Origin of the sequence: Nonomuraea sp. NPDC050022 (assembly GCF_044460705.1) — a bacterium.
In the GTDB taxonomy this organism is placed as follows: domain Bacteria; phylum Actinomycetota; class Actinomycetes; order Streptosporangiales; family Streptosporangiaceae; genus Nonomuraea.
The window spans coordinates 1-24733 of record NZ_JBITKE010000014.1 but is presented as its reverse complement, the minus strand read 5'-3'; the positions used below and the strand labels follow the sequence as shown (position 1 = coordinate 24733).

General features: G+C 69.9%; 18 protein-coding genes and 1 pseudogene. 7 read left to right on the top strand and 12 right to left on the bottom strand.

Features of this window, described 5'->3' with window-relative positions:
* Positions 1-73 precede the first annotated feature (73 nt).
* The 5 genes from ACIBO2_RS45840 to ACIBO2_RS45820 all read right to left on the bottom strand — a co-directional run bounded on the left by ACIBO2_RS45840 (position 74) and on the right by ACIBO2_RS45820 (position 7270).
* The gene (locus ACIBO2_RS45840) at positions 74-2743 is read right to left on the bottom strand and encodes a PEP/pyruvate-binding domain-containing protein (protein WP_397304305.1); all 2670 of its coding nucleotides are present in this window, start codon (positions 2741-2743) and stop codon (positions 74-76) included.
* Positions 2744-2829: 86 nt separating this feature from the next.
* Entirely contained in the window at positions 2830-4011 is a 1182-nt protein-coding gene (locus ACIBO2_RS45835) for an alkaline phosphatase family protein (protein ID WP_397304304.1), read from the bottom strand.
* 90 nt (positions 4012-4101) lie between these two features.
* On the bottom strand, positions 4102-4878 hold the full coding sequence (locus ACIBO2_RS45830; protein ID WP_358549059.1) for a sugar phosphate isomerase/epimerase family protein: 777 nt from the start codon (positions 4876-4878) through the stop codon (positions 4102-4104).
* A gap of 122 nt (positions 4879-5000) precedes the next feature.
* A complete protein-coding gene (locus ACIBO2_RS45825; RefSeq protein ID WP_397304303.1) occupies positions 5001-5993 on the bottom strand; it encodes a LacI family DNA-binding transcriptional regulator in 993 nt (330 codons plus the stop codon).
* Between the two features lie 104 nt (positions 5994-6097).
* Complete coding sequence (locus tag ACIBO2_RS45820) at positions 6098-7270, bottom strand: hypothetical protein (RefSeq protein ID WP_397304302.1); 1173 nt, start codon at positions 7268-7270, stop codon at positions 6098-6100.
* A gap of 741 nt (positions 7271-8011) precedes the next feature.
* Between ACIBO2_RS45820 and ACIBO2_RS45815 the strand changes: the two genes are divergently transcribed.
* The 4 genes from ACIBO2_RS45815 (at position 8012) to ACIBO2_RS45800 (ending at position 11955) form a co-directional block, all read left to right on the top strand.
* Positions 8012-8143: a hypothetical protein gene (locus ACIBO2_RS45815; RefSeq protein ID WP_397304301.1), complete on the top strand. Its 132-nt coding sequence runs from the start codon at positions 8012-8014 to the stop codon at positions 8141-8143.
* 60 nt (positions 8144-8203) lie between these two features.
* Positions 8204-9367, top strand: coding sequence for a thiolase family protein (locus tag ACIBO2_RS45810; RefSeq protein WP_397304401.1), 1164 nt, complete (start codon positions 8204-8206; stop codon positions 9365-9367).
* Entirely contained in the window at positions 9364-11457 is a 2094-nt protein-coding gene (locus tag ACIBO2_RS45805; RefSeq protein ID WP_397304299.1) for a 3-hydroxyacyl-CoA dehydrogenase NAD-binding domain-containing protein, read from the top strand. Before ACIBO2_RS45810 ends, ACIBO2_RS45805 begins: the two co-directional genes overlap by 4 nt.
* A 105-nt stretch (positions 11458-11562) precedes the next feature.
* Positions 11563-11955, top strand: coding sequence for an SSI family serine proteinase inhibitor (locus ACIBO2_RS45800; protein ID WP_358549073.1), 393 nt, complete (start codon positions 11563-11565; stop codon positions 11953-11955).
* Positions 11956-11982: 27 nt separating this feature from the next.
* On the opposite strand, the gene ACIBO2_RS45795 is transcribed toward ACIBO2_RS45800, so the two are convergent.
* Together ACIBO2_RS45795 and dxs are read right to left on the bottom strand one after the other, a co-directional pair.
* Positions 11983-13449 (bottom strand): amino acid permease, encoded by a 1467-nt coding sequence (locus ACIBO2_RS45795; RefSeq protein ID WP_397304298.1) that lies wholly within the window; start codon positions 13447-13449, stop codon positions 11983-11985.
* An 87-nt stretch (positions 13450-13536) separates the two neighbouring features.
* A complete protein-coding gene (gene dxs / locus ACIBO2_RS45790; protein ID WP_358549304.1) occupies positions 13537-15417 on the bottom strand; it encodes a 1-deoxy-D-xylulose-5-phosphate synthase in 1881 nt (626 codons plus the stop codon).
* A 142-nt stretch (positions 15418-15559) separates the two neighbouring features.
* Here dxs and ACIBO2_RS45785 point away from each other — a divergent pair, with 142 nt between their 5' ends.
* A complete protein-coding gene (locus ACIBO2_RS45785) occupies positions 15560-16411 on the top strand; it encodes a neutral zinc metallopeptidase (protein ID WP_358549079.1) in 852 nt (283 codons plus the stop codon).
* Positions 16412-16585: 174 nt separating this feature from the next.
* The gene (locus ACIBO2_RS45780) at positions 16586-17365 is read left to right on the top strand and encodes a neutral zinc metallopeptidase (protein WP_358549081.1); all 780 of its coding nucleotides are present in this window, start codon (positions 16586-16588) and stop codon (positions 17363-17365) included.
* Here the strand turns inward: ACIBO2_RS45780 and ACIBO2_RS45775 are convergent.
* The 5 genes and pseudogenes from ACIBO2_RS45775 to ACIBO2_RS45755 all read right to left on the bottom strand — a co-directional run.
* Positions 17362-18567, bottom strand: a complete 1206-nt coding sequence (locus ACIBO2_RS45775) for an ROK family transcriptional regulator (RefSeq protein ID WP_358549084.1) — start codon at positions 18565-18567, stop codon at positions 17362-17364. The genes ACIBO2_RS45780 and ACIBO2_RS45775 overlap by 4 nt on opposite strands.
* Before the next feature lie 35 nt (positions 18568-18602).
* Positions 18603-19865 (bottom strand): ABC transporter permease, encoded by a 1263-nt coding sequence (locus ACIBO2_RS45770; protein WP_358549087.1) that lies wholly within the window; start codon positions 19863-19865, stop codon positions 18603-18605.
* Complete coding sequence (locus tag ACIBO2_RS45765; RefSeq protein ID WP_357940942.1) at positions 19862-20614, bottom strand: ATP-binding cassette domain-containing protein; 753 nt, start codon at positions 20612-20614, stop codon at positions 19862-19864. Before ACIBO2_RS45765 ends, ACIBO2_RS45770 begins: the two co-directional genes overlap by 4 nt.
* Positions 20615-20687: 73 nt before the next feature.
* Positions 20688-21803 (bottom strand): substrate-binding domain-containing protein, encoded by a 1116-nt coding sequence (locus ACIBO2_RS45760; protein ID WP_358549090.1) that lies wholly within the window; start codon positions 21801-21803, stop codon positions 20688-20690.
* Positions 21804-22197: 394 nt separating this feature from the next.
* Positions 22198-22574: pseudogene (locus ACIBO2_RS45755) on the bottom strand (helix-turn-helix domain-containing protein); the annotation flags it as partial.
* Positions 22575-23360: 786 nt separating this feature from the next.
* Between ACIBO2_RS45755 and ACIBO2_RS45750 the strand changes: the two are divergent.
* Positions 23361-24733: hypothetical protein (locus ACIBO2_RS45750; protein ID WP_397304297.1), on the top strand; the 1373-nt coding region annotated here is incomplete at its 3' end.

The following is a 24733-nucleotide window of genomic DNA, read 5'->3' as shown; positions in this document are numbered from 1 at the left end:
TGTGCCGCCGCTCCTGACCCCGACCGGGTCAGGCCGGGCTGGCTGCCGGTTCGTCCCGCGCCGCCTCTCCGGGTCAGGCCGGGCTGGCTGCCGGTTCGTCCCGTACCGCGGCTTCGTCAGCCGGGTCCGGGGCCTCGGTGATCGTCACCGTGCCCGCGGCTCCGTTCACGGTGATCTCCTGGCCGGTGACGATGCGGTGGGTGGCGTCCGGGACGCCGGCCACCGCCGGGATGCCGTACTCGCGGGCCACCACCGCGCCGTGCGACATGGCGCCGCCCATCTCCATCACCAGCCCGCCCGCCGTGAGGAACAGCGGCGTCCAGCCGGGGTCGGTCGATGGGCAGACCAGGATCTCGCCCGGCTCCAGGTGCGCCCCGACCGGGTCGAGCACCACCCTGGCGCGGCCGGTGACCGTGCCCGCGGAGGCGGCGCTGCCGATCAGCGCACCGGCCGCCGCGGGGGCCGCCAGAGCCTCGGGCTCGGTGCCGTCCGACAGCATGATCCTCGGCACGTGCCTGCGGCGTGACTCCCGCTCGTAGGCCGCCCGCCGCTCGATCACCGTGGTACGCAGGTCGCCCCCGTCCAGGGCCGACCGCGCCTCCTCGATCCGCAGGTAGAACACGTCGTCCGCCGCGTCCAGCACGCCGGTGGTCACCAGGTGCTCGCCGACGACCAGCAGACTCCGCCGGATCGCGGCCAGGGTCTTCACCAGGTAGAACTTCGGCATCTCGCGTACCCCGGCGAACATCCGGGTCCGCCGCAGCCCGAACCGGGCGACAGCCCCCCGGAGCGCGCCCTTGCGGCGAGCGGTCGCCACGATCCGCGCGACGGCCGCCTCGGCCTCGGCCGCTCCCCTGGCGAACAGCGCGTCGGGCGCGAGGTCGGCGCCGCCCTCCATGCGCAGGTAGTTGGCCAGGACGCCCAGGATGTGTGTCGGGTCCTCCGACCAGCGCGCGACGCCCAGGTCGATCTCGGCGATGCCGCGATGCCCGTACTTATCCAGAAAAGCAGTGATCCCTTGCTGGGCCTTCGGCGGCAGCTCGCCGGCCCTGAAGCGGCGTACGAGCTCACTCACCGGCTCGTTCCTGAACGGTTCCGGCTCGACGCGCGTCGCCAGCGCCCAGAGTTCGAGGTCCATCTCGGTGGTCGGGTTGTTGGGGACGCTGCGGAGCACGTCCTGCATGTCACTCATGGACAGGCCGGAGAGCTTCGAGGCCAGCGCGAACAGCCCGTAACCGGCGACCGCGATCGGCATGAGCGAGACGATCGCCGGGAACGCGGTGCTGAGCATCCGCTCCGCGTGGTCGAGCCGCTGGACGGGCGTGGCGGAGCCGGGCACCCGCAGCCGCCGGTCCAGCTCGTCGCCCATCCGCCTGGTGTAGGCGATCGCCCGATCGGGCCGGGTCAGCGCCTGGAGCAGCCGCTTCGGGGCGTGTACGCGACGGGCGAAGTGCGCCACCGCGCGGAAGAACGGCCGGCGCGAGGTCTGGATCACCGAGAACCGGGGCTCCTCGAACAGGTCCGTCAGCACCGCCCCGGCCCTGGCCTCGCCCATCAGCAGGGCGCGCGGCATGATCGCCCGGCCCATGCGGCTGCGCAGGGCCGTGGTGAGGTCCAGCCAGACGCGCTCCCCCGCCTCGAACATGAACGCCGCGCCATCACGCGCCTTGGCCGGGCCATAGCCGAACACCCCGGCGGCACCCGAGCTGAGCAGTCGGAACGCGGACAGCCCCATCGGGGTGAGCGGGCCCATGACGCCCTGGGCGACGTTGATGGAGAAGTAGACCCGCAGGCCCTGCCTGGTGGTCTCGGGCAGCGGGTAGAGCGTGGTGATCGGCCTGGCCTGGGTGAGCCAGAGCGCGCCGTCGGCGTCGATGGCCCACTCGGTGTCCTGCGGCGCGCCGTAGTGGTCCTCGACGCGGGTGCCAAGCGCGGCCAGGTCGCGTACCTGCTCATCGGTCAGGCAGAAGCCGTCGTGAGCGGACTCGACGCGTTCCGTGCCGCCGCCGGGCAGGGCGCGGATCGTCAGCCGCTTGTCGCCCGCGTGCCGGTCGAGGATCTCGCCGCTCGCGGCGTCGACGACGAACCGGTCGGGGTTGACGGCGCCGGAGACCACGGCCTCGCCGAGCCCGGGGTTCGCGTCGATGACGGCCTCGTGCCTGCGGCCGGTGAGCGGGTTGGCGGTGAACAGTACGCCGGCCGTCCGCGCGTCGACCATGACCTGGACGACCACCGCCAGCCGTACGGAGGCGTGGTCGATGCCGTTGGAGTCGCGGTAGGCGACGGCGCGGTCGGTCCAGAGCGAGGCCCAGCAGCGGCGTACGGCGTCGAGCACGTCGTCGGCGCCGACGACGTTGAGGTAGGTGTCCTGCTGACCGGCGAAACTGGCGAACGGCAGGTCCTCCGCCGTGGCCGAGGACCGCACCGCGACCGGCGCCGCGTCCTGGTGCATTGTCTGGCTCAGTCTGGTGTACGCCTCGCGGATCGACCGCGCGACGGCTCCGGGGATCGGGGCCCCCAGGAGCCGGGTCCTGGCGGCCTCCGCGAGGCCCGGGCCGCCGGTCGCGATGACGTCGTCCAGGCCCGCCGCCTGTGCCACCTCGTGGTACGCCTCGGTGGTGAGTGCCCAGCCAGGCGGGACGGGGAGCCCGGCCCGGGTCAGCTCACCGAGGTTGGCCGCCTTGCCACCGACTTCGGCCAGCATGCCGCCGTCGATGTCGGAAAAGTCCAGTGCCGTCGTCATCGGGTGTACTCCCACCGTTCAGCGTCTCGTTATGAGTTTCACGCTTTACGGCAAAGAATTCAACACTTGATGAACAGTGGCGTCGCTCACACCTCCAGCGGCACACCGTCGAGGCCCCAGGCGGGGTCGGGCTCGATACCGAGCAGGGCCAGCGCGGTCGGGCCGACGTCCACCAGCCTCGGGCCGCCGAGGCCGGGACCGCCCAGCTCGCCGGCGCCCAGGTCCGTGTCACCCAGATTCGCGCCTCCGGGGTTCGCACCTCTGAGGTCCATGCCCCTAAGGTCCGGGCCGCCCAACTCCGCGCCGTCCAGCTCCAGGCCGCTGGGGTCTGTGCCGCTGAGATCTGTGCCGCCCAGGTCCATGTTCAGGCGGGCGGCGATGACGAAGACCGTTCGCTCCTCGATGGAGGTGCCGCCGTGGCCGCCCTCGTCGACGTGACCGTGGTCGGTGGTGACCAGCACGGTCCAGCGCTCGCCGGCGAACGTCGGCCTGTCCCGGATCGCGTCGAGGAAGCGGCCGAGGTAGGCGTCCTGGGTGTGCAGCGCCTCGGTGTACTCGGGGCAGTGCGGGCCGAGGTCATGGGCCACCTCGTCGGTCTCACCGAGGTAGACGAAGGTGAGGTCGGCGCCGGTGTTCGCGAGGTGGTTCTCGGCGGCCGCGGTTACCTGCTTGTCGGCGGTCGGCCAGGTGATCGCGTAGCCGTCCAGGGCGAGGCGCGTGCCGATGGCCGGGCCGAACGCGCCGTGGTCCGCCAGCGCCGCCCAGGAGAAGAACGCCGCGGTGGTCAGGTCGGGGCGGGCCGTGTTGGCGCGCGTCAAGAAGTCAGGATATTTCGCGAATTGGGGGCTGGTGAATGCGTTGTCCACAACGCCGTGCTTGTCGGGCCACACCCCGGTGGCGATGGACGACCACCCCGGCCCGGAATCGGTCCGCGACCTGATGACCCGCCTGGAGGAGACCAGGTCCGAAGCGGCACTGCTGGAGGAGATCTCCCCCGAACTGCCAGCGCCCCCGCCCGAGGTGGCGGTGTCCTCACCCGAGGTGATGTCTTCGCCTGAAGTGCCAGCTCCCTCGCCCGAAGCGGCGGTGCCCTCGGGGACGATCTCGCCGGGGGACTCGGTACGGGGGGCGGCGGCCTCGCCGTACGGGAGCAGGCTCGTCCCATACGCCCCCGCCGACATCAGCCCGCTCAGCACCGGCGGCTCCAGCGCGACCAGCCGGTCAAAGCGCAGGCCGTCCATACCGACCACCAGCACCTTGTCGCTCACTGGCCCCCTGGCTGGGTCCGTCATCGAGTCGCTCGCCGGGTTGCCCACTGGATTGCTCGCTGGGTCCCTCACCGGGTCGCTCGTCACTGATTACTCCCTCCTGAAACGCCGCACCCACTCCGCGGCCCCAGGCAGTATCTCCTCTACCGGTGCGACCTGGGGATACCAGGTGCGCTCCCACTCCAGCGACACCCACCCGGAGTAGCCCCACGAGCGCAGCAGCTCACCGGACTCGTCCAGCGGCACCGTGCCGCTCCACATCGGCACCGGCGTGGTGTCCTGGGCGGAGACCGCGTCCTTGACCTGGACGTAGGCGAGGTGCGGGCCGAGAAGGGCCAGGGTGTCGGCCGGGGACTCGCCGTGGCGCCAAGGGTGGAGCACGTCCCAGAGCGCGCCGGTGGTCTCCGGGCAGGCCGCCTCGTCGAGCAGTCGCGCGACGGCCGCGCCGGTGGCCATCTGGTCGTGCGTCTCGACGAGCACCCGCAGACCGAGTCCGGCGGCCGTGGCGGAGACCGCTTTGAGCCTGCGCGCTCCGATAGAAGGGTCCTCGCCACGCGGGAACACCCGGACGCCCGGGGCGCCGAGGTCGGCCGCGAGCGTCAGGTCCGCGACGAGCGCCTCGACGACGGGCTCGTCAGGGCCCGGCTCACATACGCCGACATATCCGGCGAGAGCCGATATTTCCAGACCTGCGGCTTCGACCCGCTGCCGCACCGACGACCGCTCGTCCGCCGACAGACCCCGGTGTACGCCGGTGTCGGGGTGCAACCGCAGCTCCAGGCCCTGGCAACCCTGCGCGGTCGCCACCTCGATCGCCCTGTCGAGCCCGTCGCCCGGCATCCCGAGCGTGCTGACCGCCAGTTTCATAACGCCCTCCCGAGCGACCGTCCCGCCTGTGCGGCGCGTCCCCTTCGGAAGCGCCCCTGACCACGCGTTGTACGGCGCGTCCCTTGCGGAAGCGCCCCTGTCCACGCCCTGTATGGCGAAGCTCAGCGCAGCGCCCGTACGCTCTCGCGCAAAACCACCTCACCCGGCACCTGCTCCACCGTCGGCTCCTCCTCCGCCGCCAGGGCCAGCTCCAGGGCGCGGGCGCCCATGTCCTGCAGCGGCAGCCGTACCGTGGTCAGCGCGGGCACCTGGTCGCGCAGCGTCGCGATGTCGTCGAAGCCGGCCACCGACACCTCCTCCGGCACCCGGATCCCCCGCTCACGGTAGGCGGCGAGCGCGCCCACGGCCATCACGTCGTTGACGGCGAACACGCACGTCGCGTCCCCCGTCTCCTGGGCCGCCCGGTAGCCGCCGTCGCGGTCGAAGGGCCCCTCGATGACGCGCGGCTCCGGCAGGCCGAGCTCGGCCAGCGCCGACACGAACCCGGCGCAGCGGTCGCGGGCGGTCATCAGGCGCGGCGGCCCGGCCAGTACGGCGAAGCGGGTGTGGCCCAGCCCGGCCAGCGAGCGGGCCAGGGCGGCGGCGCCCTCGTGGTTGGCGGGCGCGACCGTGTCGACGCCGAGCAGGTCCTGGCCCACACACGCGGCCCGCCCGCCACTGGCCCGGTAGCGGTCCAGCTCGACGCGGAGCCGTTGGGTGACCTCAGGGTCGGCGACGCGGGAGCCGACCAGCAGCACGGCGCGTACGCGCTGGGCGTTGAGCGTCGCCACGTAGGCGATCTCCTGCTCGGGGTCGCGGTGCGTGGTGCCCACCATGACCAGCAGGCCCTCGCCGGCCGCGGCCCGCATCGCGCCGTCGGCCAGCGCCGCGAAGTAGGGGTCGGTCAGGTCGTGGACCACGATGCCGATGACGTTGCTCGCCCCGCGGGCCAGTGTCTGCGCCGCGATGTTGGCGCGGTAGCCCAGCTCGTACGCGGCTCGCTCGACGCGGGCCCGCAGGTCGGCGCCCACCTGGCGGGTGCTGCCGTTGAGCACCCGCGAGGCGGTGGCGAGTGAGACGCCCGCCTGCTTGGCGACGTCTTCCAGCGTGACCACGAGACCTCCCGGAAAGCGGTTTCCCAGTGTGCCAGACCGGCACCTGGGTCCGCATCCTTACACGTCTCGGGGCCGGCGCGACAGGAAGTCACCGCCGAAGGACTTCATCCCCACGGGAACAGGATGTCGAACAGGCCCTTCTTGGTCTCCGTCGGAGCCGGCACCGGAGCCTGCGTCTGCTGGACCGCCTGCGTCGGCTGGCTGGTCTCCTTGGGCGGCTCCTGCGTCGCCTGCTTCTGCGTGGTGCCGGTGTCCGTGTCCTTGATCGTGTCCTGCGTCGCCCTGGTGGCCCGGGTGCTCGGCTTGGCGGTCGGCTCGCCGATGCGCGTGCGGGTGGCCCGCGGCGAGGGGGTACGGGTCGCGCGCACCCGGGCGGCGGTCGGCGACGGGGCGGCGGTGGCCGACGCGGTCGGCTCCGGGGAGTCCGATTCCGTGGGGTCGGTGGCCTCCTCCTCGGCGTCGGTCGGCTCCGAGTCCGTGGGAGAGGCGGCCGGCGCGCTCACCTGCTCGGCGCTGGCGCACTTCCCGCTCTGGCACGGGTCGTCGGAGGACGTACCGGTCAGCATCCAGCCGGCCCCCGCGCCGAGCACGACGACCGCGACGGCCGCCATGAGCAGCACCTTGGTACGGCGGCGCACCTCCTTGTCGCCCTCGGCCTGGTGACCGCCCCCCTGGGAGCCGTCGGTCCAGCCGGAGCCGAGGAAGCCGCGCTTGGGCTCCGCGGGCTCGTCATCGTCGTAGGAGGACCCGTAGCTCTTGTCGAGCGGGAGGTAGGCGTCACTCGGCTGGTCACCGGTGTAAAGGGGCCCGCTCGGCGCGTCGCCCGTGTAAAGCGGCCCACTCTCAGCGTCGCCCGTGTAGAGCGGCACGCCGGTGTCACCGGAGTAGAGCGGCTCGCCGGTGTCACCGGAGTAGAGCGGCCCACTCTGCGCATCGCCCGTGTAAAGCGGCCCGCTGGGCGCGTCACCGGCGTACAGCTGGTCACCACCCGTGTAAAGCGAATCCCCGTAGAGGGGGCCGCTGGCCGGGTCACCCGTGTACAGCTCACCCTCGGCGCCCGTCGCGCGGTGCTGCCCCTCGGACGGCGGGATGTACAACTCGGGCGCGCCCTTGTCCGGCGGGAGAATGTAGGTCTCATTGCCCGAGACCACAATGGCCGGCTGCTCGTCGGTGTCGTCCGTGCTCCAGCGCGGAGACAGAACGTCGCCGGTCAGCTCCGGGTTCGCCGACCTGCCCTGCCCATCCTCATATGGCCTGTCGTTCTCGTCGCGCGCCACGATGGAACCTCTCTAATACGAATCTGGACCGCGACCCTTCCTAACAGACTTCTCCACCACTTGTCCGGAAATTTCACAGGATGCTCATAAATAAGCTGGTGTCACAACTCTTATCTCCCGTTTCGGCAGACCCCCCGAGGGGTATGCCCGAAGGTTGCCTGCACATGACCACGCACCTGCTCCAGCCCTATACGCACGGTAATGGGACACGGCCCACCTAAAGCCAGCAAAGGCCGCGTATGACGGCGCTGATCTCGGCCAGGACTGGAGTTTCGGTCCAATCGAAGGCTCCACCCAAAAGACCGGAATTCAGGATGCGGTCACGCGCAGTAACGAGATCATGACCCCTACGACCGAGACCACACCCCCTCCCGGCGCCCCGGCGCTGACCGTTTTGCGCGCGCGGGCGCGCGCCGCGCGCCGGCCAGCGATCGTCACGCTCTCCGACTCGCTCGCGCCGATCGCCTCCCCCCAATCCTCACGCCCCCGGATCGCTCGCGCCGATCGCCTCCTCCCCATCGCTCGCCGAACGGGTCCCGGCGCGCGGACAGAGCCTGCCGCCTGCCGTACTCGCGCTCACGCTCTTCCCTCGCCGCGCCGACGCTCACCCAGACCGTCTGGGGCGCGCGTGCGGACCGTAGGCAGACGCGAACGCTGAGTTGTACGCCAGCCCGCCCAGGACGCCGCCGCGGGCGCTCAGCAGGCTCTTCGTCGGCCGCGGGCGGGCGGCGACGCTGTACGGTGCCACGCCCGTTCCGCGAGGCGGGCCTGTACGGCTTCGCCGACGGGATAGCCGGGTCACTGAGGCGCCGGCTGTCGGCGGGCACGGCGGCGGGCACGGACCTCGTCCGCAGCGTGGTTACTGACGAGTAGCATAGGCGCGGTAACTGCCGAGCAACGAGGAGCGAATCCGTGCCTTCCTCTCGTGACGTCGTGTTCGTCGACGGCGTACGCACACCTTTCGGCCGGTCGGGGCCCAAGGGCATGTACGCGGAGACCCGCGCGGACGACCTGGTCGTCCGTGTCATCCGCGAGCTGATCCGGCGCAACCCGGGGCTGCCGCCGGAGCGCGTGGACGAGGTCGCGATCGCCGCGACCACCCAGATCGGCGACCAGGGCCTGACCATCGGCCGCTCGGCGGCGGTGCTGGCCGGGCTGCCCAAGACCGTGCCCGGCTACGCGATCGACCGCATGTGCGCGGGCGCGATGACCGCGGTGACCACGGTCGCGGGCGGCATCGCGTTCGGCGCGTACGACGTGGCCATCGCGGGCGGTGTCGAGCACATGGGCCGCCACCCGATGGGCGAGGGCGTCGACCCGAACCCGAGGTTCCTGTCCGAGCGCCTCGTCGACCCGAGCGCCCTGGTCATGGGCATGACGGCCGAGAACCTGCACGACCGCTTCCCCACGATCACCAAGGACCGCGCCGACGCCTACGCGGTGCTGTCGCAGGAGAAGGTGGCCAAGGCGTACGCCGACGGCCGGATCCAGCCCGATCTGGTCCCCACGGCGATCAGGACGGCCGAGCGGGGCTGGGGCCTGGCGGTCGAGGACGAGGCGCCGCGCCCCGGCACCACGCTGGACGGGCTGGGCGCGCTCAAGACGCCCTTCCGCGCCCACGGCAACGTCACGGCGGGCAACTCCTCGGGCATCAACGACGGCGCCACCGGCTGCGTCGTGGCCGCCGCCGAGACGGCCGCCGAGCTGGGCCTGGCACCGAAGATGCGGCTGGTCTCCTACGCCTTCGCCGGGGTGGATCCCGAGGTGATGGGTGTGGGCCCGATCCCGTCCACCGAGCGGGCGCTCCGCCTGGCAAATCTCGATATTTCCGATATCGGGTTGTTCGAGATCAACGAGGCTTTCGCCGTACAGGTGCTGGCCTTCCTGGAGCACTTCGGCATCGCCGACGACGACCCGCGGGTGAACCCCTACGGCGGCGCCATCGCCTTCGGCCACCCGCTGGCCTCCTCGGGCGTGCGGCTGATGACGCAGCTCGCGCGGCAGTTCGGCGAGCGCCCCGACGTTCGCTATGGCATCACCACCATGTGCGTCGGCATGGGCATGGGCGGCACCGTGATCTGGGAGAACCTGGCATGAGCAACCTCGACACCTGGCGCTCGCTGCTGACCGAGCGCGACACCGGCGAAGTCGTCACCAAGGCCCTGGTCCGCGACGTCGAGCTGCCCGGCGGGGCCGGCACGATGGCGCTCATCACCCTCGACAACGGCTTCGACCACACCAAGCCCAACACCTTCGGCCCGCATGGGCTGTTCGCGCTGAACGGCGCGCTGTCCGAGATCGCCGCCCGCACCGACCTGGCCGCCGTGGGCGTGACGGGCAAGCCGTTCATCTTCGCGGTCGGCGCCGACCTCAAGGGCGCGACGACCATGGCCTCGCGCGATGAGGCGCGGGCCATCGGCGCGCTGGGGCACCACGTGTTCCGCCGCCTGGGCGAGCTGCCGATCCCGTCGTTCGCGTTCGTCAACGGCGCGGCGATGGGCGGCGGCCTGGAGGTGGCCCTCCACTGCACCTACCGGACGATCTCCTCGGGTGTCCCGGCCATCGCGCTGCCCGAGTGCTTCCTCGGGCTGGTGCCGGGCTGGGGCGGTACGCAGCTGCTGCCGCACCTGATCGGCCCGGCCCGTGCGATCAAGCTGATCATCGAGAACCCGCTGTCGCAGAACCGGATGCTCAAAGGCGCCCAGGCGTTCGAGCTGGGCGTCGCCGACGCGATGTTCGAGCCGGCCGACTTCCTGGAGGAGTCGCTGCGCTGGGCCGCCCGGGTGCTCACCGGCGACACTGTCGTGGCGCGCGACTCGCACGCGGACGATGACTGGGACAAGGCGGTCGCCGACGCGCGTTTCCTGGTCGACATGAAGCTGCGTGGCGCCTCCCCCGCGCCCTACCGGGCGCTCGACCTGATCTCCCTGGCCCGTACTGCCGCGCGCGACGAGGGCTTCGCCGCCGAGGACAAGGCGCTGACCGACCTGCTGATGGGTGACGAGCTGCGGGCCGGGCTCTACGCCTTCGACCTGGTGCAGCGGCGGGCCAAGCGCCCGGCGGGCGCCCCCGACCCCGCGCTGGCCCGCAAGGTGACCAAGGTCGGCGTGGTGGGCGCGGGGCTGATGGCCTCGCAGATGGCGCTGCTGTTCGCCCGCCGTCTGGAGGTGCCGGTCGTGCTGACCGACCTCGACGAGAGCAGACTCGGCAAGGGCGTGGGGCACGTGCACGCCGAGGTCGACAAGCTGCTCGCCAAGGGCCGCGTCTCGGCCGACCAGGCCAACCGGCTCAAGGGGCTGGTGACCGGCTCGCTGACCAAGGATGCCTTCGCCGACGCCGACTTCGTCATCGAGGCGGTCTTCGAGGAGATGTCGGTCAAGCGGCAGGTGTTCGCGGAGGTGGAGGCGGTGGTCTCGGCTGACTGCGTGCTCGCGACCAACACCTCCTCGCTCTCGCTGGCCGAGATGGGCGCCGCGCTGGAGCGTCCGGAGCGGCTGGTCGGGTTCCACTTCTTCAACCCGGTCGCGGTGATGCCGCTGCTGGAGATCGTCAAGGCGCCCGCGACGGACGACGCGACGCTGGCCACCGCCTTCGCCGTGGGCCGGACGCTGAAGAAGTCGTCGGTGCTGGTGAAGGACGCTCCGGCGTTCGTGGTGAACCGGCTGCTCACCCGGTTCATGGGCGAGGTGATCGCCGCGGTCGACGAGGGCACGCCGCTGGAGGTCGCCGAGCACTCGCTCGACGACCTCGGGCTGCCGATGACGCCGTTCGCGCTGCTCCAGCTCGTGGGGCCGGCCGTCGGCCTGCACGTGGCCGAGACGCTGCACGCGGCCTTCCCCGAGCGCTTCGGCGTCTCGGCGAACATGGCCAAGCTGGTCGCCTCCGGCAAGCCGGGCGTCTATCTGCCCGACTTCTCGCTCGACCCCGAGGCGGTGGCGCTGTTCGCGGGCGGCTCGGCAGCCTCCACCGCCGCCGAGGTACGACTGCGCGTGCTGCGGGCATTGGCCGAGGAGATTCAGATCATGCTGGACGAAGGCGTGGTCGCGGCGGCGCAGGACATCGACCTGTGCATGATCCTCGGCGCGGGCTGGCCGTTCCATCTGGGCGGGATCACCCCGTACCTGGACAGGTCGGGTCTGGCCCAGCCGCGCTTCCTCCCGCCCGGCACCGCCTCCGTGCCCGCCTGAGACGGGTCGGCTTGACCGAATCTTGGGAGGCCCGTCCGGCGGGCCTCCCAAGGTCCGGCGATCCGTCACGTAGCGTGTTCGCCGCGCTACGAACGGAGAAGATCCATGATGAGAGCAGTCGGCACGATCGCGTTGTGCGCAGCCGCGCTGGTGACGGCGACCCCCGCACTCGCCGAAACGGCCCCCAAGTCGACACTGAAGATCGTTGTCGTGGTGGACGGCCTGCCGAAGGGGGCCACCCTCACCTGTGACCCCGACGGCGGCAGCCACCCCACCCCCGCCGCGGCCTGCGACCTGCTGCGGAAGGTCAAGGGCGACCCGAGCAAGCTGAACGTGGTGCCCAATCCGGTGTGCACCGACGAGTACCAGCCGCACACCGTCGTGGTGGTGGGCAAGTGGCGCGGGACATCGCTGCGATGGACGTACGTCTTCTCCAACTCCTGCCGGATGAAGGCGGCGGGCGGAGCGGTCTTCACCGTCAGACCGCCGGCCGCCTGACCGCCGAGGGGTGGGCGCCCCGGGCGCCTACCCCTTCGGGCCGGTCACCTGGACCCGGCTGTGGCGGTAGCCGTAGGCGAAGTAGAGCACGGCACCGATGATCAGCCACACCAGGAATCGCAGCCACGTCTCGACCGGCAGGTTGAGCATCAGGTAGAGGCAGGCCAGCACCGACAGGATCGGCAGCAGCGGCACCATCGGCGCACGGAAGGCCCGGTGCAGGTCCGGCTGTGTACGACGGAGCACGATCACACCGGCCGAGACCACCACGAACGCGAAGAGCGTCCCGATGTTCACCAGCTCGGCCAGCGCGCCGAGCGAGATGAACCCGGACAGCAGCGTGGTGACCAGCCCGATGATGATCGTCAGCCGGGCCGGCGTGCCGAACCTGGGGTGGACCTTCGCCAGCGCGCGCGGCAGCAGCCCGTCGCGGCACATGGCGAACAGCACCCGGCTCTGACCCAGCATGAGGATCATCACCACGGTGGTCAGGCCGGCGATCGCGCCGATGCTGATCAGCGTGGCCGCCCAGGACTGCCCGACCGCGGTGAAGGCGTCGGCGAGCGGCGCCTTCTCGCTCAGCTTGTCGTAGCGCTGCATGCCGACCACGACCAGCGACACCGCGACGTACAGGACGGTGCAGATGGCCAGGGAGCCGATGATGCCCCGCGGCAGGTCGCGCTGCGGCCTGATGGTCTCCTCGGCGGCGGTGGCGACGATGTCGAAGCCGATGAAGGCGAAGAACACGATCGCGGCGGCCGAGAAGATGCCGATCACGCCGAAAGCGACGGGCGTGATGCCGAACAGCACCTGGATCAGCGGCGCCTTCAACCCCTCAACCCCCGGCGTGGACACCGGCGGCGGGATGAACGGCGAGTAGTTGGCCGAGTTGATGAAGAACAGCCCGGCCACGATGACGAGCAGGATCACCGCCACCTTGATGGTGACGATGACCAGGTTGACCCGCGACGACAGCTTGATCCCGGCGGTCAGGACGCCGGTGAGGATCAGCACGATGACCATCGCGGGCAGGTTGACCACGGGGCTCTCCCCCGCCATCCACGCGGGCAGCTCAAGGCCCACCGAGGACATCAGCGACGCGAAGTAGCCCGACCAGCCGACCGCTACCACCGCCCCGGCCAGCGCCATCTCCAGCATCAGGTCCCAGCCGATGACCCAGGCCGGGAACTCGCCCAGCGTGGCCAGCGAGAAGGTGTAGGCGGACCCGGCCACGGGGATCGACGAGGCGAACTCCGCGTAGCACAGCGCCGCCAGGCCGCAGACGACGGCGGCCACGACGAAGGAGAGCGCCACCGCCGGACCGGCCGTCTCCTTGGCCACGCGGCCGGTGAGGACGAAGATGCCGGTGCCGACGATGACGCCGATGCCGAAGACCGTGAGGTCGACGGCGGTCAGTCGCTTTCGCAGCCGATGCTCGGGGGCTTCGGTGTCGAGGATCGACTGCTCGACGCTCTTGGTGCGAAAGATGTCCACACCCAGCGTCTTCCCACACCTCTGGGTGATCATGCCTGTCCGGGGGGTGACCAGGGCGATCAGCCCGGCGCGGGCTTCAGCCGCCGGTCAGTGCGGCGCGGACTGGCTCTCGATGGGGCTGCTCCGCTTGGCGATCGCCTCGGTGATCTCGCGCGCCAGGTCCTGGCCGGTCAGCCCGATCTGGCCGAGGATCGCGGCCCGCTTGGCATGGTCGAGGAAGCGCTGCGGGATGCCGTAGCCGCGTACGGGCACATCCACGTCGGCGTCGCGCAGCAGGCGGGACACCGCGTCACCGACGCCGCCCACGCGGCCGTTGTCCTCGACGACGGCGACCAGCTTGTGGGCGCTCGCGGCGGCCACGAGCGCCTCGTCGAGCGGCTTGACCCAGCGCGGGTCGACCACGGTCGCCGAGATGCCCTGCGCGTCGAGCAGGAGGGCGGCGTCCATGCAGATCCGCGCCATCGGGCCGACACCCACCAGCAGCACGTCGGGCTCGCCCGCGCGCAGCACGTCCATCGTGCCCAGCTTGCCGACGGCCTCGATCGGCTCGGCGACCGGGCCCTTGGGGAAGCGCAGCACGGTCGGGCCGTCGGAGACCTCCACGGCCTCGCCGAGCAGCTCGGTCAGCCGCTCACCGTCACGCGGCACGGCGATCTTCAGGCCGGGGACGACCTGCAGGATCGACAGGTCCCACATGCCGTTGTGACTGGCGCCGTCGTCGCCGGTGACGCCGGCCCGGTCGAGCACCACGGTGACGGGCAGCCGGTGCAGGGCCACGTCCATGAGCAGCTGGTCGAAGGCCCGGTTGAGGAAGGTCGCGTAGACGGCGACGACCGGGTGCATGCCGCCGAGCGCCAGCCCGGCCGCGCTGGTCAGGGCGTGCTGCTCGGCGATGCCGACGTCGTAGATGCGCTCGGGGTAGGCCTCGGCGAAGGCGGCCAGGCCGGTCGGGTGGAGCATCGCGGCGGTGATGGCGACCAGGTCCTCGCGGTCCTTGCCGAGCCTGACCAGCTCCTCGCTGAACACGTTGGTCCAGATGCGGCCCTTGGGCTTCTCCGCGCCGGTGGCCCGGTCGAAGGCGCCGGGCGAGTGGAACTGGTCCTCGTCGTGGTTCTCGGCCGGCGAGTAGCCGCGGCCCTTCTGAGTGAGGGCGTGCACGATGACCGGGCCGCGGAAGTCGCGGGCCTTGCGCAGCGCCGCCTCCATGGCCTGCTCGTCGTGGCCGTCGATCGGCCCGACATATTTCAGGCCGAGGTCCTCGAACATGACCTGCGGGGCCAGGACGTCCTTGACGCCCTTCTTGATGCCGTGGAGCGCGTCGTAGAGCACGGGAACGTTCCCGATCTTGTCTTTGACGTATTCGAGCATGTCCTCGTAGCGGCGGTTGACCCGCAGCGAGGACAGGTGGGAGGCCAGGCCGCCGATCGTCGGCGAGTAGGAGCGGCCGTTGTCGTTGACGACGATGACCAGCCGCAGGTCCTTGCCCGCCGCGATGTTGTTGAGCGCCTCCCAGGCCATGCCGCCGGTCAGCGCGCCGTCGCCGATCACCGCGATGGCCGTGCGGTCGTGCTCGCCGCGCAGCTTGAACGCCTTGGCCAGGCCGTCGGCGTAGGACAGCGCGGTGGAGGCGTGGGAGTTCTCGACGAAGTCGTGCTCGGACTCGGCCTGGCTCGGGTAGCCGGACAGGCCGCCCTCCTGCTTCAGCGCGCCGAAGCCCGCGGCCCGGCCGGTGAGCAATTTATGAACATACGACTGATGCCCGGTGTCCCAGACGATGGGGTCGCCCGGCGAGTCGAAGACGCGGTGCAGCGCGATGGTGAGCTCCACCACACCGAGGTTGGGGCCGAGATGGCCGCCGAACCGGGCGCAGCAGTCGACGAGCAGGTCACGGATCTCCGCCGCTAGCTGCGGCAGCTCCTCTGCATCCAGGCGTTTGACGTCGTGTGGTCCCTTTACCGAGCCCAGCAACCCGCTCACGGATGCGATCCCCTCTGCTCCTGTGCGCTAACCCGATCGAGTCTAGTTCGTGCCTGCCTTGCTGACTCCATCGAGCTCCATAGAGTCAAATCCACCCACATATGTCCGATCTTGACCTAGTCTTTCCTTCACTATGAACACTCTCCCCATGAAGAAGCTGTCGTCCCTTGTGGCCGCAGGCGCGGTTATCGCGCTGGCCGGCGCGGGAACGGCGACAGCCGATGTCAAGCCGGTCTCCGCAGGTCAGCAGGTCGTTCCGCCAGCCGCTCAGCAGGCGGCGCCCCCTCGCGGCAAGGCCGCCGCGACGGCCAGCCCGCTGTACCGGACGGGACGGCTCGCCAGCTCCAACTGTTCGCCCGGCAACCTGCCCAAGGGCAGCACGACGGCGTACAAGCGCTTCCTCTCGACCGTGACGAACTGCCTGAACCGCTCCTGGGCCACCCAATTCCGCAAGGCCGGCCTCTCCTTCAGCAAGCCGCGGCTGCGCATCATCACCAGGAAGGTCCGCACCCCTTGTGGCCCGTGGAGCACGGGTGCCGACGGCATCTACTGCTCGACCGACCGCACGATGTACATGCTGATCACCAAGTCTCAGCTGCGCCAGCCGTTCGCGCTGGGCATCACCCGGCTGATGGCCCACGAGTACGGCCACCACGTGCAGAACATGTCGGGCATCTGGAACTACTACTGGGCCGCCAGGAACTCCAGCGGCAGGTCCGGCCAGCTCGCGCTCTCGCGCCGCTCGGAGCTGCAGGCGGAGTGCTTCTCCTCGGTCTTCATGCGCACGGTCGAGGGCACGCTGCCCGTCGACTCGGGTGAGTGGGACTACACCGTCAACTGGTTCCGCAAGAACGGCGCCAAGGGCTGGCCGCAGAACGACCACGGCCGTGGCCCGTCGCAGGCGTACTGGATGAACCGCGGCTACGGCTCGGCGTCCCCCGGCTCCTGCAACACCTGGGCCGCGTCGTCGCGCACCGTCGCCTAGTTCTCCACTCTGAACGTTCTCCACTCTGAACGTTCTCCACTCTGAACGTTCTCCACTCTGAACGTTCTCCCGCTGTGATGCGGCCGCGCCCTACGGCGCGGCCGCATTGCGCTTTCCGGACAAAGCACAGGTCTCGCGAACAGGGCCTCACCTAGTGGTCTAGTATCCGCGATCGTGCGTATACCCCTTATCGCCGCATCTGTCGGCATGGTCGTGGGTTTGGCCCTATCTGGCACGGCCAACGCGGAGACCACGGCCCCGCAGGTCGCGCAGATCGCGCCGCCCGCCGTACTGGCCAAGAACAAGATCTATCGGTCCGGCACCCCGTCGCCGCAGTCGTGCGCGATCCCCGCGATCCGCAAGGGCAGCGCCGCCTCACTCAAGACCTTCCACCGGGCCATGGCCAGGTGCGCCAACACCTTCTGGGCCACCAGGTTCAAGGCCGCCGGGCTGCGTTACAGCCCTCCGAAGATCGCCATCACGACCGGCAGCGGATCGGTCTGCGGCAAGATCACCAGTAACGGCGCCCAGTACTGCCCGGCGCAACGGACGATCGCCATCCGGATCATGAAGCGGGACCTGCAGGACCCGTTCCGGATGAACATCGCGCACTCCGTCGCCCACGAGTGGGGCCACCACGTGCAGCAGCTCAGCGGCATGCTGGACGAGCAGAACAGGCTCTACTGGAGAGCCGGAGGCAGCGCGCGCACGATACTCAGCCACCGCCTGGAGATGCAGGCCGAGTGCTTCGCCGGCGTCTTCTACAGTTCCACGCTCGACTCCATCGACCCGGGCATCACCTGGGACGAGTGGACCGACGCCGTGAGCAGGGCCGGGGAGAGCAAGGTCCACGGCAAGCCGGCCAACCTCGCCTACTGGCAGGACCGCGGCTACAGCGGCGGATCGGCCCGGTACTGCAACACCTGGACCGCGTCGAAGAGCCGGGTCTCCTAAGCGTTGGCCCTGGCCAGCACTTCCAGCGGGTCCGCGAGCACGTGGGCGAAGGCCAGTTCGGCCGCGCCCACGAGCGTCGCGTCGTCGGCCAGGGCCGAGGTGCGCAGCCGCAGCTTCTCTCGCTGCGGCGCCATCGCGTGCAGCGTCAGCCTGGTGCGTACCTGAGCGGCCGCACCGAGATAGATCTCCCGCAGCATCCCGCCGAAGATGACCATCTCCGGGTTGAAGATGTTGACCAGGTTGGCGACGCCCACACCGAGCCAGTCGCCGACCTTCTTGAGCGCCTCCTGGGCCACGATGTCGCCCCGGTCGGCGGCGTCGACCACGGCGCGCACCGCGTCCCTGCCGTGCTGCTCGCCGGCCAGCCGGCCGGCGGTCTCCAGCAGGGCCCGCTCCCCCACCTCGGCCTCCAGGCAGCCGTGCGAACCGCAGCCGCAGGCCCGCCCGCCGGGGTTGACGACCATGTGGCCGACCTCGCCGCCGTAGCCGTCGTGACCGCCCAGCAGGTGACCGCCCGCGATGATCCCGCCGCCGATGCCGACGTCTCCGTGCAGGTAGATCAGGTCCCTGACGGCGGCCCCGACGCCGCGGCTGTGCTCGGCCAGCGCGGCCAGGTTGGCGTCGTTGCCCACGCTCACGGGCAGGCCCAGGCCCAGCCTGCGGCCCAGCTCCTCACCGAACGGCACCTCCTCGGTGCCGAGGTTCGGGCCGAACCTGATCATGCCGTCGCCCTTGCGCACCCCGCCGGCGACCGCCGCGGCCGCGCCGACGCAGACCGTGTCGGCCCTGGTCTTGCGCCGCATCTGCCGGGCGAAGCCGGCCAGGATCCCGGCCAGCTCCTCCAGCTCGAACGGGCCGCGCAACCGTACGGCCTCCCTGCGGTCGAGGATCACCCCGCCCAGCCCGACCCGCGCGACGGCCAGCCGGTCCGGGCCCACGTCGAAGGCGAACACGTAGACCCGCGCCGACTCGGGACGCACCACGAGCGAGGGGCGGCCCGCGCGGCCGGTCTCGCGCGGCAGCTCCTCGCGTACCAGCCCGGCCGCGGTGAGGTCGGAGGTGAGCGCCATGATCGTGCTGCGGTTGAGGCCCATCTTCGACGTCAGCTCGGCGCGCGAGGTCGGCCCGCCCAGATGGACGTGTCGCAACAGGGCGCCGAGGTTGTGACGCCTGATGTCCTCCTGGGAGGGACCGGCACGCATCGTCTGGGCTTCCTTAAAGGGGTGAGAGTCGCTGATCACCTTAGACCAGCGGCTGCCGCCCGCTTGCGCGCCAGAGCGTCGACACCCGCGGCCAGGAGCAGAACGAACCCCGTGACCAGGTACTTCACACTCGCACCGTACCCCATCAGGCCCATGCCGTTCTCGATCACCGCGACCACGGCGCCGCCGAGTACCGCGTCGAGGACCCGCCCCTTCCCGCCGAACAGACTGGTGCCGCCGATCACCGCGGCGCCGACCGCGTACAGCAGCACGGAGCTGCCGCCGGTGTTCGGGTCGACCGAGCTGGCCCGGGAGGCGGCGACGATGCCGCCGACGGCGGCCATCGCGGAGCAGATCACGAACGCGCTGATCCTGATCCGGTCGACGCTGATACCGGCTCTGCGGGACGCCTCCGCGTTCCCGCCGACCGCGTAGATGTGCCGGCCGAACGCGGTACGGCGGAGCACGAACGTCCACACGACCAGCAGCACGAGGATCACCGGCACCACGATCGGCACGCCCATGAGCGAGCTGATGGCCGGGTTGCGGGAGCGCTCGAGGTTGAGCACGTAGACGAGGACGCCCCCGATGATCGTCAGCGCGCCCACGCGGGCGGCGATCAGCGAGATCGGGTCGGCCACCAGCCCGCGCTTGGACCGCCTGCGGGCCCTGAACAGCTGGAGGGCCGCGTAGCTCGCCACGCAGGCCGCGAAGAGCGCCCAGCCGAGCCAGACCGGCAGGTTCTTGTTGGCGATGGCGACGATGACGGAATCCCGGATCGAGATGTTCGTCCCCTCGTCGACCAGCACCAGGACCAGCCCCTGGAAGGCGAGGAAGGCGGCCAGTGTCACCACGAAGGACGGTATGCCCACCTTGGCCACCAGTGTGCCGAGCACGGTGCCGATGACGACGCCGGTGAGTATCGCCGCCCCCACGCAGACGTACCAGGGCAGGCCCATGTTGGTCAGCGTCACCGCGAGCACCGCCGCGCACACGCCGCTGGCGAAACCGGCCGACAGGTCGATCTCGCCGAGCAGCAGCACGAACACCAGGCCCATCGCGATCACCGTGACCGCGGCGCCCTGGGTGAACAGGTTCGCGACGTTGATCGCCGTGAGGAAGGCGGGACGTGCGATGGCGAAGACGGTGCAGAGCACCAGCAGGCCGAGTACGGCCGGCAGCGCGCCCATGTCGCCGCCGCGTACCCGCTCGATGTAGGCGGTGACGCTGTGCCCGATCGACGGCGACCGCGTCGCGGTGACGATCGCCTCGCCGGGGAGTTCCTTGACCTTGTTCATTGCGCGATCCCCAGGTCTCCGCTCCGGCCGGATGTGATCAGTTCGACGACCTGCGCGTGCGTCACGTCGGCGGTCCTGACCTGCGCGGCCATCCTGCCGAGATAGAGCGCCGCGATCTGGTCGGAGACGGCGAAGACGTCGTTCAGGTTGTGCGAGATGAGAACGACGGCCAGGCCGGTGTCGGCGAGCCGGCGTACCAGCTCCAGCACCTGCGCGGTCTGGGCGACGCCGAGGGCGGCCGTCGGCTCGTCGAGGATGACGACCTTGCTGTTCCACAGGACGGCCTTGGCGATGGCCACCGTCTGGCGCTGACCGCCGGACAGGCTGGACACCTGCTGCCTGATGGACTTCACCGTACGGACGGACAGTCCGTCGAGCGTCTGTGTGGCCAGTTCCTCCATCGACGCCTCGTCGAGCACGAGCCCGCTGCGGCGTTCCCTGCCGAGGAACATGTTCTGGACGATGTCGAGGTTGTCGCACAGGGCGAGATCCTGGTAGACGATCTCGATGCCCAGCTCACCGGCGTCACGCGGGCCGTGCACCTGGACGGGGCGGCCGTCGAAGAGGATGTCGCCCCCGTCGATCGGGTAGATGCCGCCGATGCACTTGACCAGCGTCGACTTGCCCGCGCCGTTGTCGCCGACCAGGGCCGTCACCTCGCCGGGGTTGGCGGCGAAGGTGACGTCATGCAGGACCTGTACCGGGCCGAAGCTCTTGTCTATCCCGCGCACTTCGAGCAGGGGGGTCATGAGGCTCCCTTGGGGAGGGGTACGGCCGCCCTGTGTAGGTCGCGGCCGTACCCGGTTCTGCTTTCTTACTTTCCTACTGAATGCCGGCTGAGGTGCACTTGGCGGCGAAGTCGCCGGTGCACAGCTCCTCCTTGGTCACGTAACCGTCCGCCACGACGTCCTTGACGTTGTCGAGGTAGATCGGCTGCGGGTCGAGCAGCTCGGACGGCACGTCCTGGTTGGTCTGCGGGTCCTTGACGCTGCTGCTCGCCGCGGGCTTCTCGCCCTTGGCCAGCGCGACCGCGAGCTTGGCCGCCGCGTCGGCCTCCTTCTTGACGGCCTTGTAGACGGTCATGCACTGGTCGCCTACCAGGATGTTCTGCAGACCCTGGACCGTGGCGTCCTGGCCGGTCACCGGGACCTTGCCGTTGAGGTTGTTCTTCTTCAGCACCGTGATGGCGGCGTTGCCGAGACCGTCGTTGGCGGCCAGCACACCGGCGATCTTCGGCGCGCTGGTCAGCATCTGCTCGAAGATGGTGCCGGCCTGGGCGTTGTCCCAGTCGGGCACGGACTGGTCGGGGCCCTTGACGTAGTCGCCCGAGTCGTACTTGGGCTTGAGCACGCCGTCGTACCCGGCCTTGAAGAGGGTGGCGTTGTTGTCGGTCGGCGAGCCGTTGAGCTCGGCGATGATCGGCTTGCTGGCCTTCTTGTCGGTCAGGCACTTGACCAGGCCCTCGCCCTGCAGGGTGCCGACCTTGGTGTTGTCGAAGCTCACGTAGTAGGCGGCGCCGCCACCCAGCGTCAGCCGGTCGTAGTCGATGGTCGCCACACCCTGGGACTTGGCCTTGTCGATGACCGTCTTGCCGGTGCCGCTGTCGAGGTTGACGATCATCAGCACGGTGGCGCCGTTGGTGATCATCTGGTCGGCGATGGTCTGGAAGGCCGTCTTGTCGTTCTGGGCGTTCTGGATGTCATAGGCCACCCCGGCGGCCTTGAACGCCTCTTCCAGGTACTTGCGATCCGCCGTCTCCCAGCGGGCCGAGGACTTGCTGTCGGGCAGGATGACGCCGATCTTGCCGGCCTTCTGCGAGCTCTGTGTGCTCTGCGCGGAAGACGTGGACGAGGTCGGACCGCTGTTGCCCCCGCAGGCGGTGAGACCGAGGGCTAGAACGGCGGCCGCGGCGGTCAGGCTGAGGATCCCCTTGCGCATAGTGCAGGGTCCTTTCTTCCGGAGGGCCCGGATGAATGTTGTTTGCGGCAACGTATTCCGGGACGGCCTGCTTTGGAAGACCTATGGAGGGGGGAGTTTGTTGTTGCGGATAACAATCTAGAAACGCGCCTGACATCGGAAGTTCACCGTCCGCTGAGCGTGTGAGCGATAGATGGCCAGTGGGAGCAGCAGGGTGGCCACCCCCAGAGCGGTAGCCGGCCACCCCGCGTCCCGCCGACGCCCGAGCCGACCGACTGGCCGCGCAGGCAGGTACCCGTCACGAGCCTGGATCGTCTACACAAAACCCGATCTTCGCGCCCAGATCGAACGGCCACCGCCAGAAGCCATCCAAGCGCCCTGCTGAAGATCGAGGATGAGGTCGTCATGGACAAGTGTCCAGAACCGCCCGCGACGGGATCATCCAGGCCAGCAGCCAGGGCGCGTAGCCGCAGACCGGGACCAGCACCGGCAGGCCGGAACCCCGGCCGAAACTGCCGGACGCAGCCCCTGAGCACGGTCAGCGACCGCCGCCAGCCGATCCGCTCGGCGATCACCGTCGCCGGCATGTCCGGCCATGCCGCACCAGCCGTCCGATCTGCGGTTCCACTGCGTCCACGATCGAGCCCTTGCCCGGCCGCCGATACTTCGGCGGCTTCTCGGCCGCCAATGCGCGCCGCACCGTTTTCCTGGCGATGCCCAGACGCCGCGCGATCGCCTTGATCGGCATACCCTCGGCCCGGGCAACCGGCGGATCACCGCCCAACCCTCCACCGGGACCGCAGGATCGGGTCCATGACACCTTCCCGATCTTCTGGCCTCCGTTGTCCAGGGCCAAGTTGCCGCTCCAACAGCTTGTCCATTCAAATGGTTAACTGCCTGTGTTTTCTTCTCTCTAGACAATCAACTGCGCGCAGGCGGTACGGTGGCGCCGCGCAACATCACAGGAATTCAATCACGGTCCTGACCTGCTCATATCACCATTCATGCTGCGGAGATGATCGGCCACGCCCTCGCCACGAGCAGCCGGTAAAGGCAGGGACCGAATGCTATTGATCTCGACGCGAACGCCCCAGTCGCTTTTTAGCGGAATGACGTGATGCGCTTCTTTGCCTGTTCGGCGGGGCATCGGCCCGGCTTGGGATGCCTGCCGCCGGCAAGAGTACCGACCATACGAGACGCATTGTGACGAGGAAGCTACAGAATTTGCATGCCCCTTTGGGTAATTCAAACTTCCCGTGTGACCTACGTCACATCTCCGTTTTGGCCTCATACGTGTGAGCTGCCCGAATCACCTTTGGCGCTGCAAATTGTCGGCCTACTGCACCAACAGTGATCACCTTGTCAAGATCTATTCATGGTTCGTCTTGTCTGTGTATATCTGTGGTGTTCTTTATGCGGCGCTTACGGGGATGCGCCCGGTCTACGGGGAGTGTGGGCGTGGCCATGCAGCGTGCTCAGACGGGTGCGGGTGTGCTGGGTCGGACTCGGCTCAGTACCGGGCGGGGTGGACCATCGAGGTGGCTGAGCCGCCTCGCCGTGGTCGTGACCATGATCCTCATGCCGGGGATTCTCGGGCTGCAGGCACAGGCGATCGTCGTGGACCCGTCGCCGAACCGGCTGGCGATTCCCGGCTCACCAGCTTCAGGTTCCGCCGACGCCGCCCCCGTCCAGGGTTCCGGAACCGCGGCGAACCTGCCGCACCTCGTCGACCCGGCCGCCACTCAGCCGAAGATCGAGGACAAGACGAAGGACGCTGGCAAGAAGCGGCCCAAGGGCTCGCTTCCGCTGGAGCAGCCGCGCGAGATGGTGGACGAGCCGGCCACGGACGGGCTGAACACCCCGCCGCCGCTGCCCTGGGAATCGTCCCCCGACGCCGCCGGATCAGCACAAGCGACGAACAATGGACGACAGACCCGTGTTCACGCTGAGAGCGCCGGCCTGCACAAGGTCTCCCGGGGAAGCGCGGCACAGGACGATGCGAAGGCAACCCGGACGCAGGCTGTCACGGCCGCCGCGCTTCCGGTGGTGTCGGGGATGTCGGCCTCTCCCGGCCAGCAGGTGGCGGGTTTGTGGACGCTGCCGTCCACCCAACCGACCTTCTACGCCTACGGCGGCGATCCGGAGTCGCGCCCGTTGCGGCTGGAGGCACAGGTCGAACACGACCCGTCAGCAGCGGGCCAGGGCTCGGGGCTGATCTGGTCCGGAAACGGCGCGATGTCCAGCAGCGGCTGTTACCCGACCAGCACATGCTGGCTGCAGACCCCCGCAGTGACGGCCGGCAAGCTCAAGGACGGCTGGCTGATCCGCTGGCGCGTGCGCGTGTCCACCTCCAGCCAGGTGTCGGGCCCGTGGTCGGAGTGGCAGGCCGGACGGGTGGACACCTCCAAGCCGGTGGTGTCAGAGATGTCGGCCTCCCCAGGACAGCAGGTGGCCGGTTTGTGGACGTTGCCGTCCACGCAGCCGACCTTCTACGCCTACGGTGGAGATCCGGAGTCGCGCCCGTTGCGGCTGGAGGCGGAGGTCGAGCACAACCCGTCGGCAGCGGGCCAGGGCTCGGGGCTGATCTGGTCCGGAAACGGCGCGATGTCCAGCAGCGGCTGTTACCCGACCAGCACATGCTGGCTGCAGACCCCCGCAGTGACGGCCGGCAAGCTGAAAGACGGCTGGCTGATCCGCTGGCGAGTGAGGGCGTCCACCGCTGACGGAGTGGCCAGTCCGTGGTCGGAATGGCAGGCCGGACGAGTGGACACCTCCAAGCCGGTGGTGTCAGAGATGTCGGCCTCCCCAGGACAGCAGGTGGCCGGTTTGTGGACGCTGCCGTCAACGCAGCCGACTTTCTACGCCTACGGCGGCGATCCGGAGTCGCGCCCGTTGCGGCTGGAGGCACAGGTCGAACACGACCCATCAGCCGCAGGCCAGGGCTCGGGGCT

Excerpts from the sequence above, each read along its gene's own strand:
- ACIBO2_RS45770 (WP_358549087.1), bottom strand. The coding sequence starts at position 19,865 with ATGAACAAGGTCAAGGAACTCCCCGGCGAGGCGATCGTCACCGCGACG.
- ACIBO2_RS45800 (WP_358549073.1), top strand. The coding sequence starts at position 11,563 with ATGATGAGAGCAGTCGGCACGATCGCGTTGTGCGCAGCCGCGCTGGTG.
- ACIBO2_RS45765 (WP_357940942.1), bottom strand. The coding sequence starts at position 20,614 with ATGACCCCCCTGCTCGAAGTGCGCGGGATAGACAAGAGCTTCGGCCCG.
- ACIBO2_RS45785 (WP_358549079.1), top strand. The coding sequence starts at position 15,560 with ATGAACACTCTCCCCATGAAGAAGCTGTCGTCCCTTGTGGCCGCAGGC.
- ACIBO2_RS45805 (WP_397304299.1), top strand. The coding sequence starts at position 9,364 with ATGAGCAACCTCGACACCTGGCGCTCGCTGCTGACCGAGCGCGACACC.
- ACIBO2_RS45775 (WP_358549084.1), bottom strand. The coding sequence starts at position 18,567 with ATGCGTGCCGGTCCCTCCCAGGAGGACATCAGGCGTCACAACCTCGGC.
- ACIBO2_RS45760 (WP_358549090.1), bottom strand. The coding sequence starts at position 21,803 with ATGCGCAAGGGGATCCTCAGCCTGACCGCCGCGGCCGCCGTTCTAGCC.
- ACIBO2_RS45840 (WP_397304305.1), bottom strand. The coding sequence starts at position 2,743 with ATGACGACGGCACTGGACTTTTCCGACATCGACGGCGGCATGCTGGCC.
- ACIBO2_RS45830 (WP_358549059.1), bottom strand. The coding sequence starts at position 4,878 with ATGAAACTGGCGGTCAGCACGCTCGGGATGCCGGGCGACGGGCTCGAC.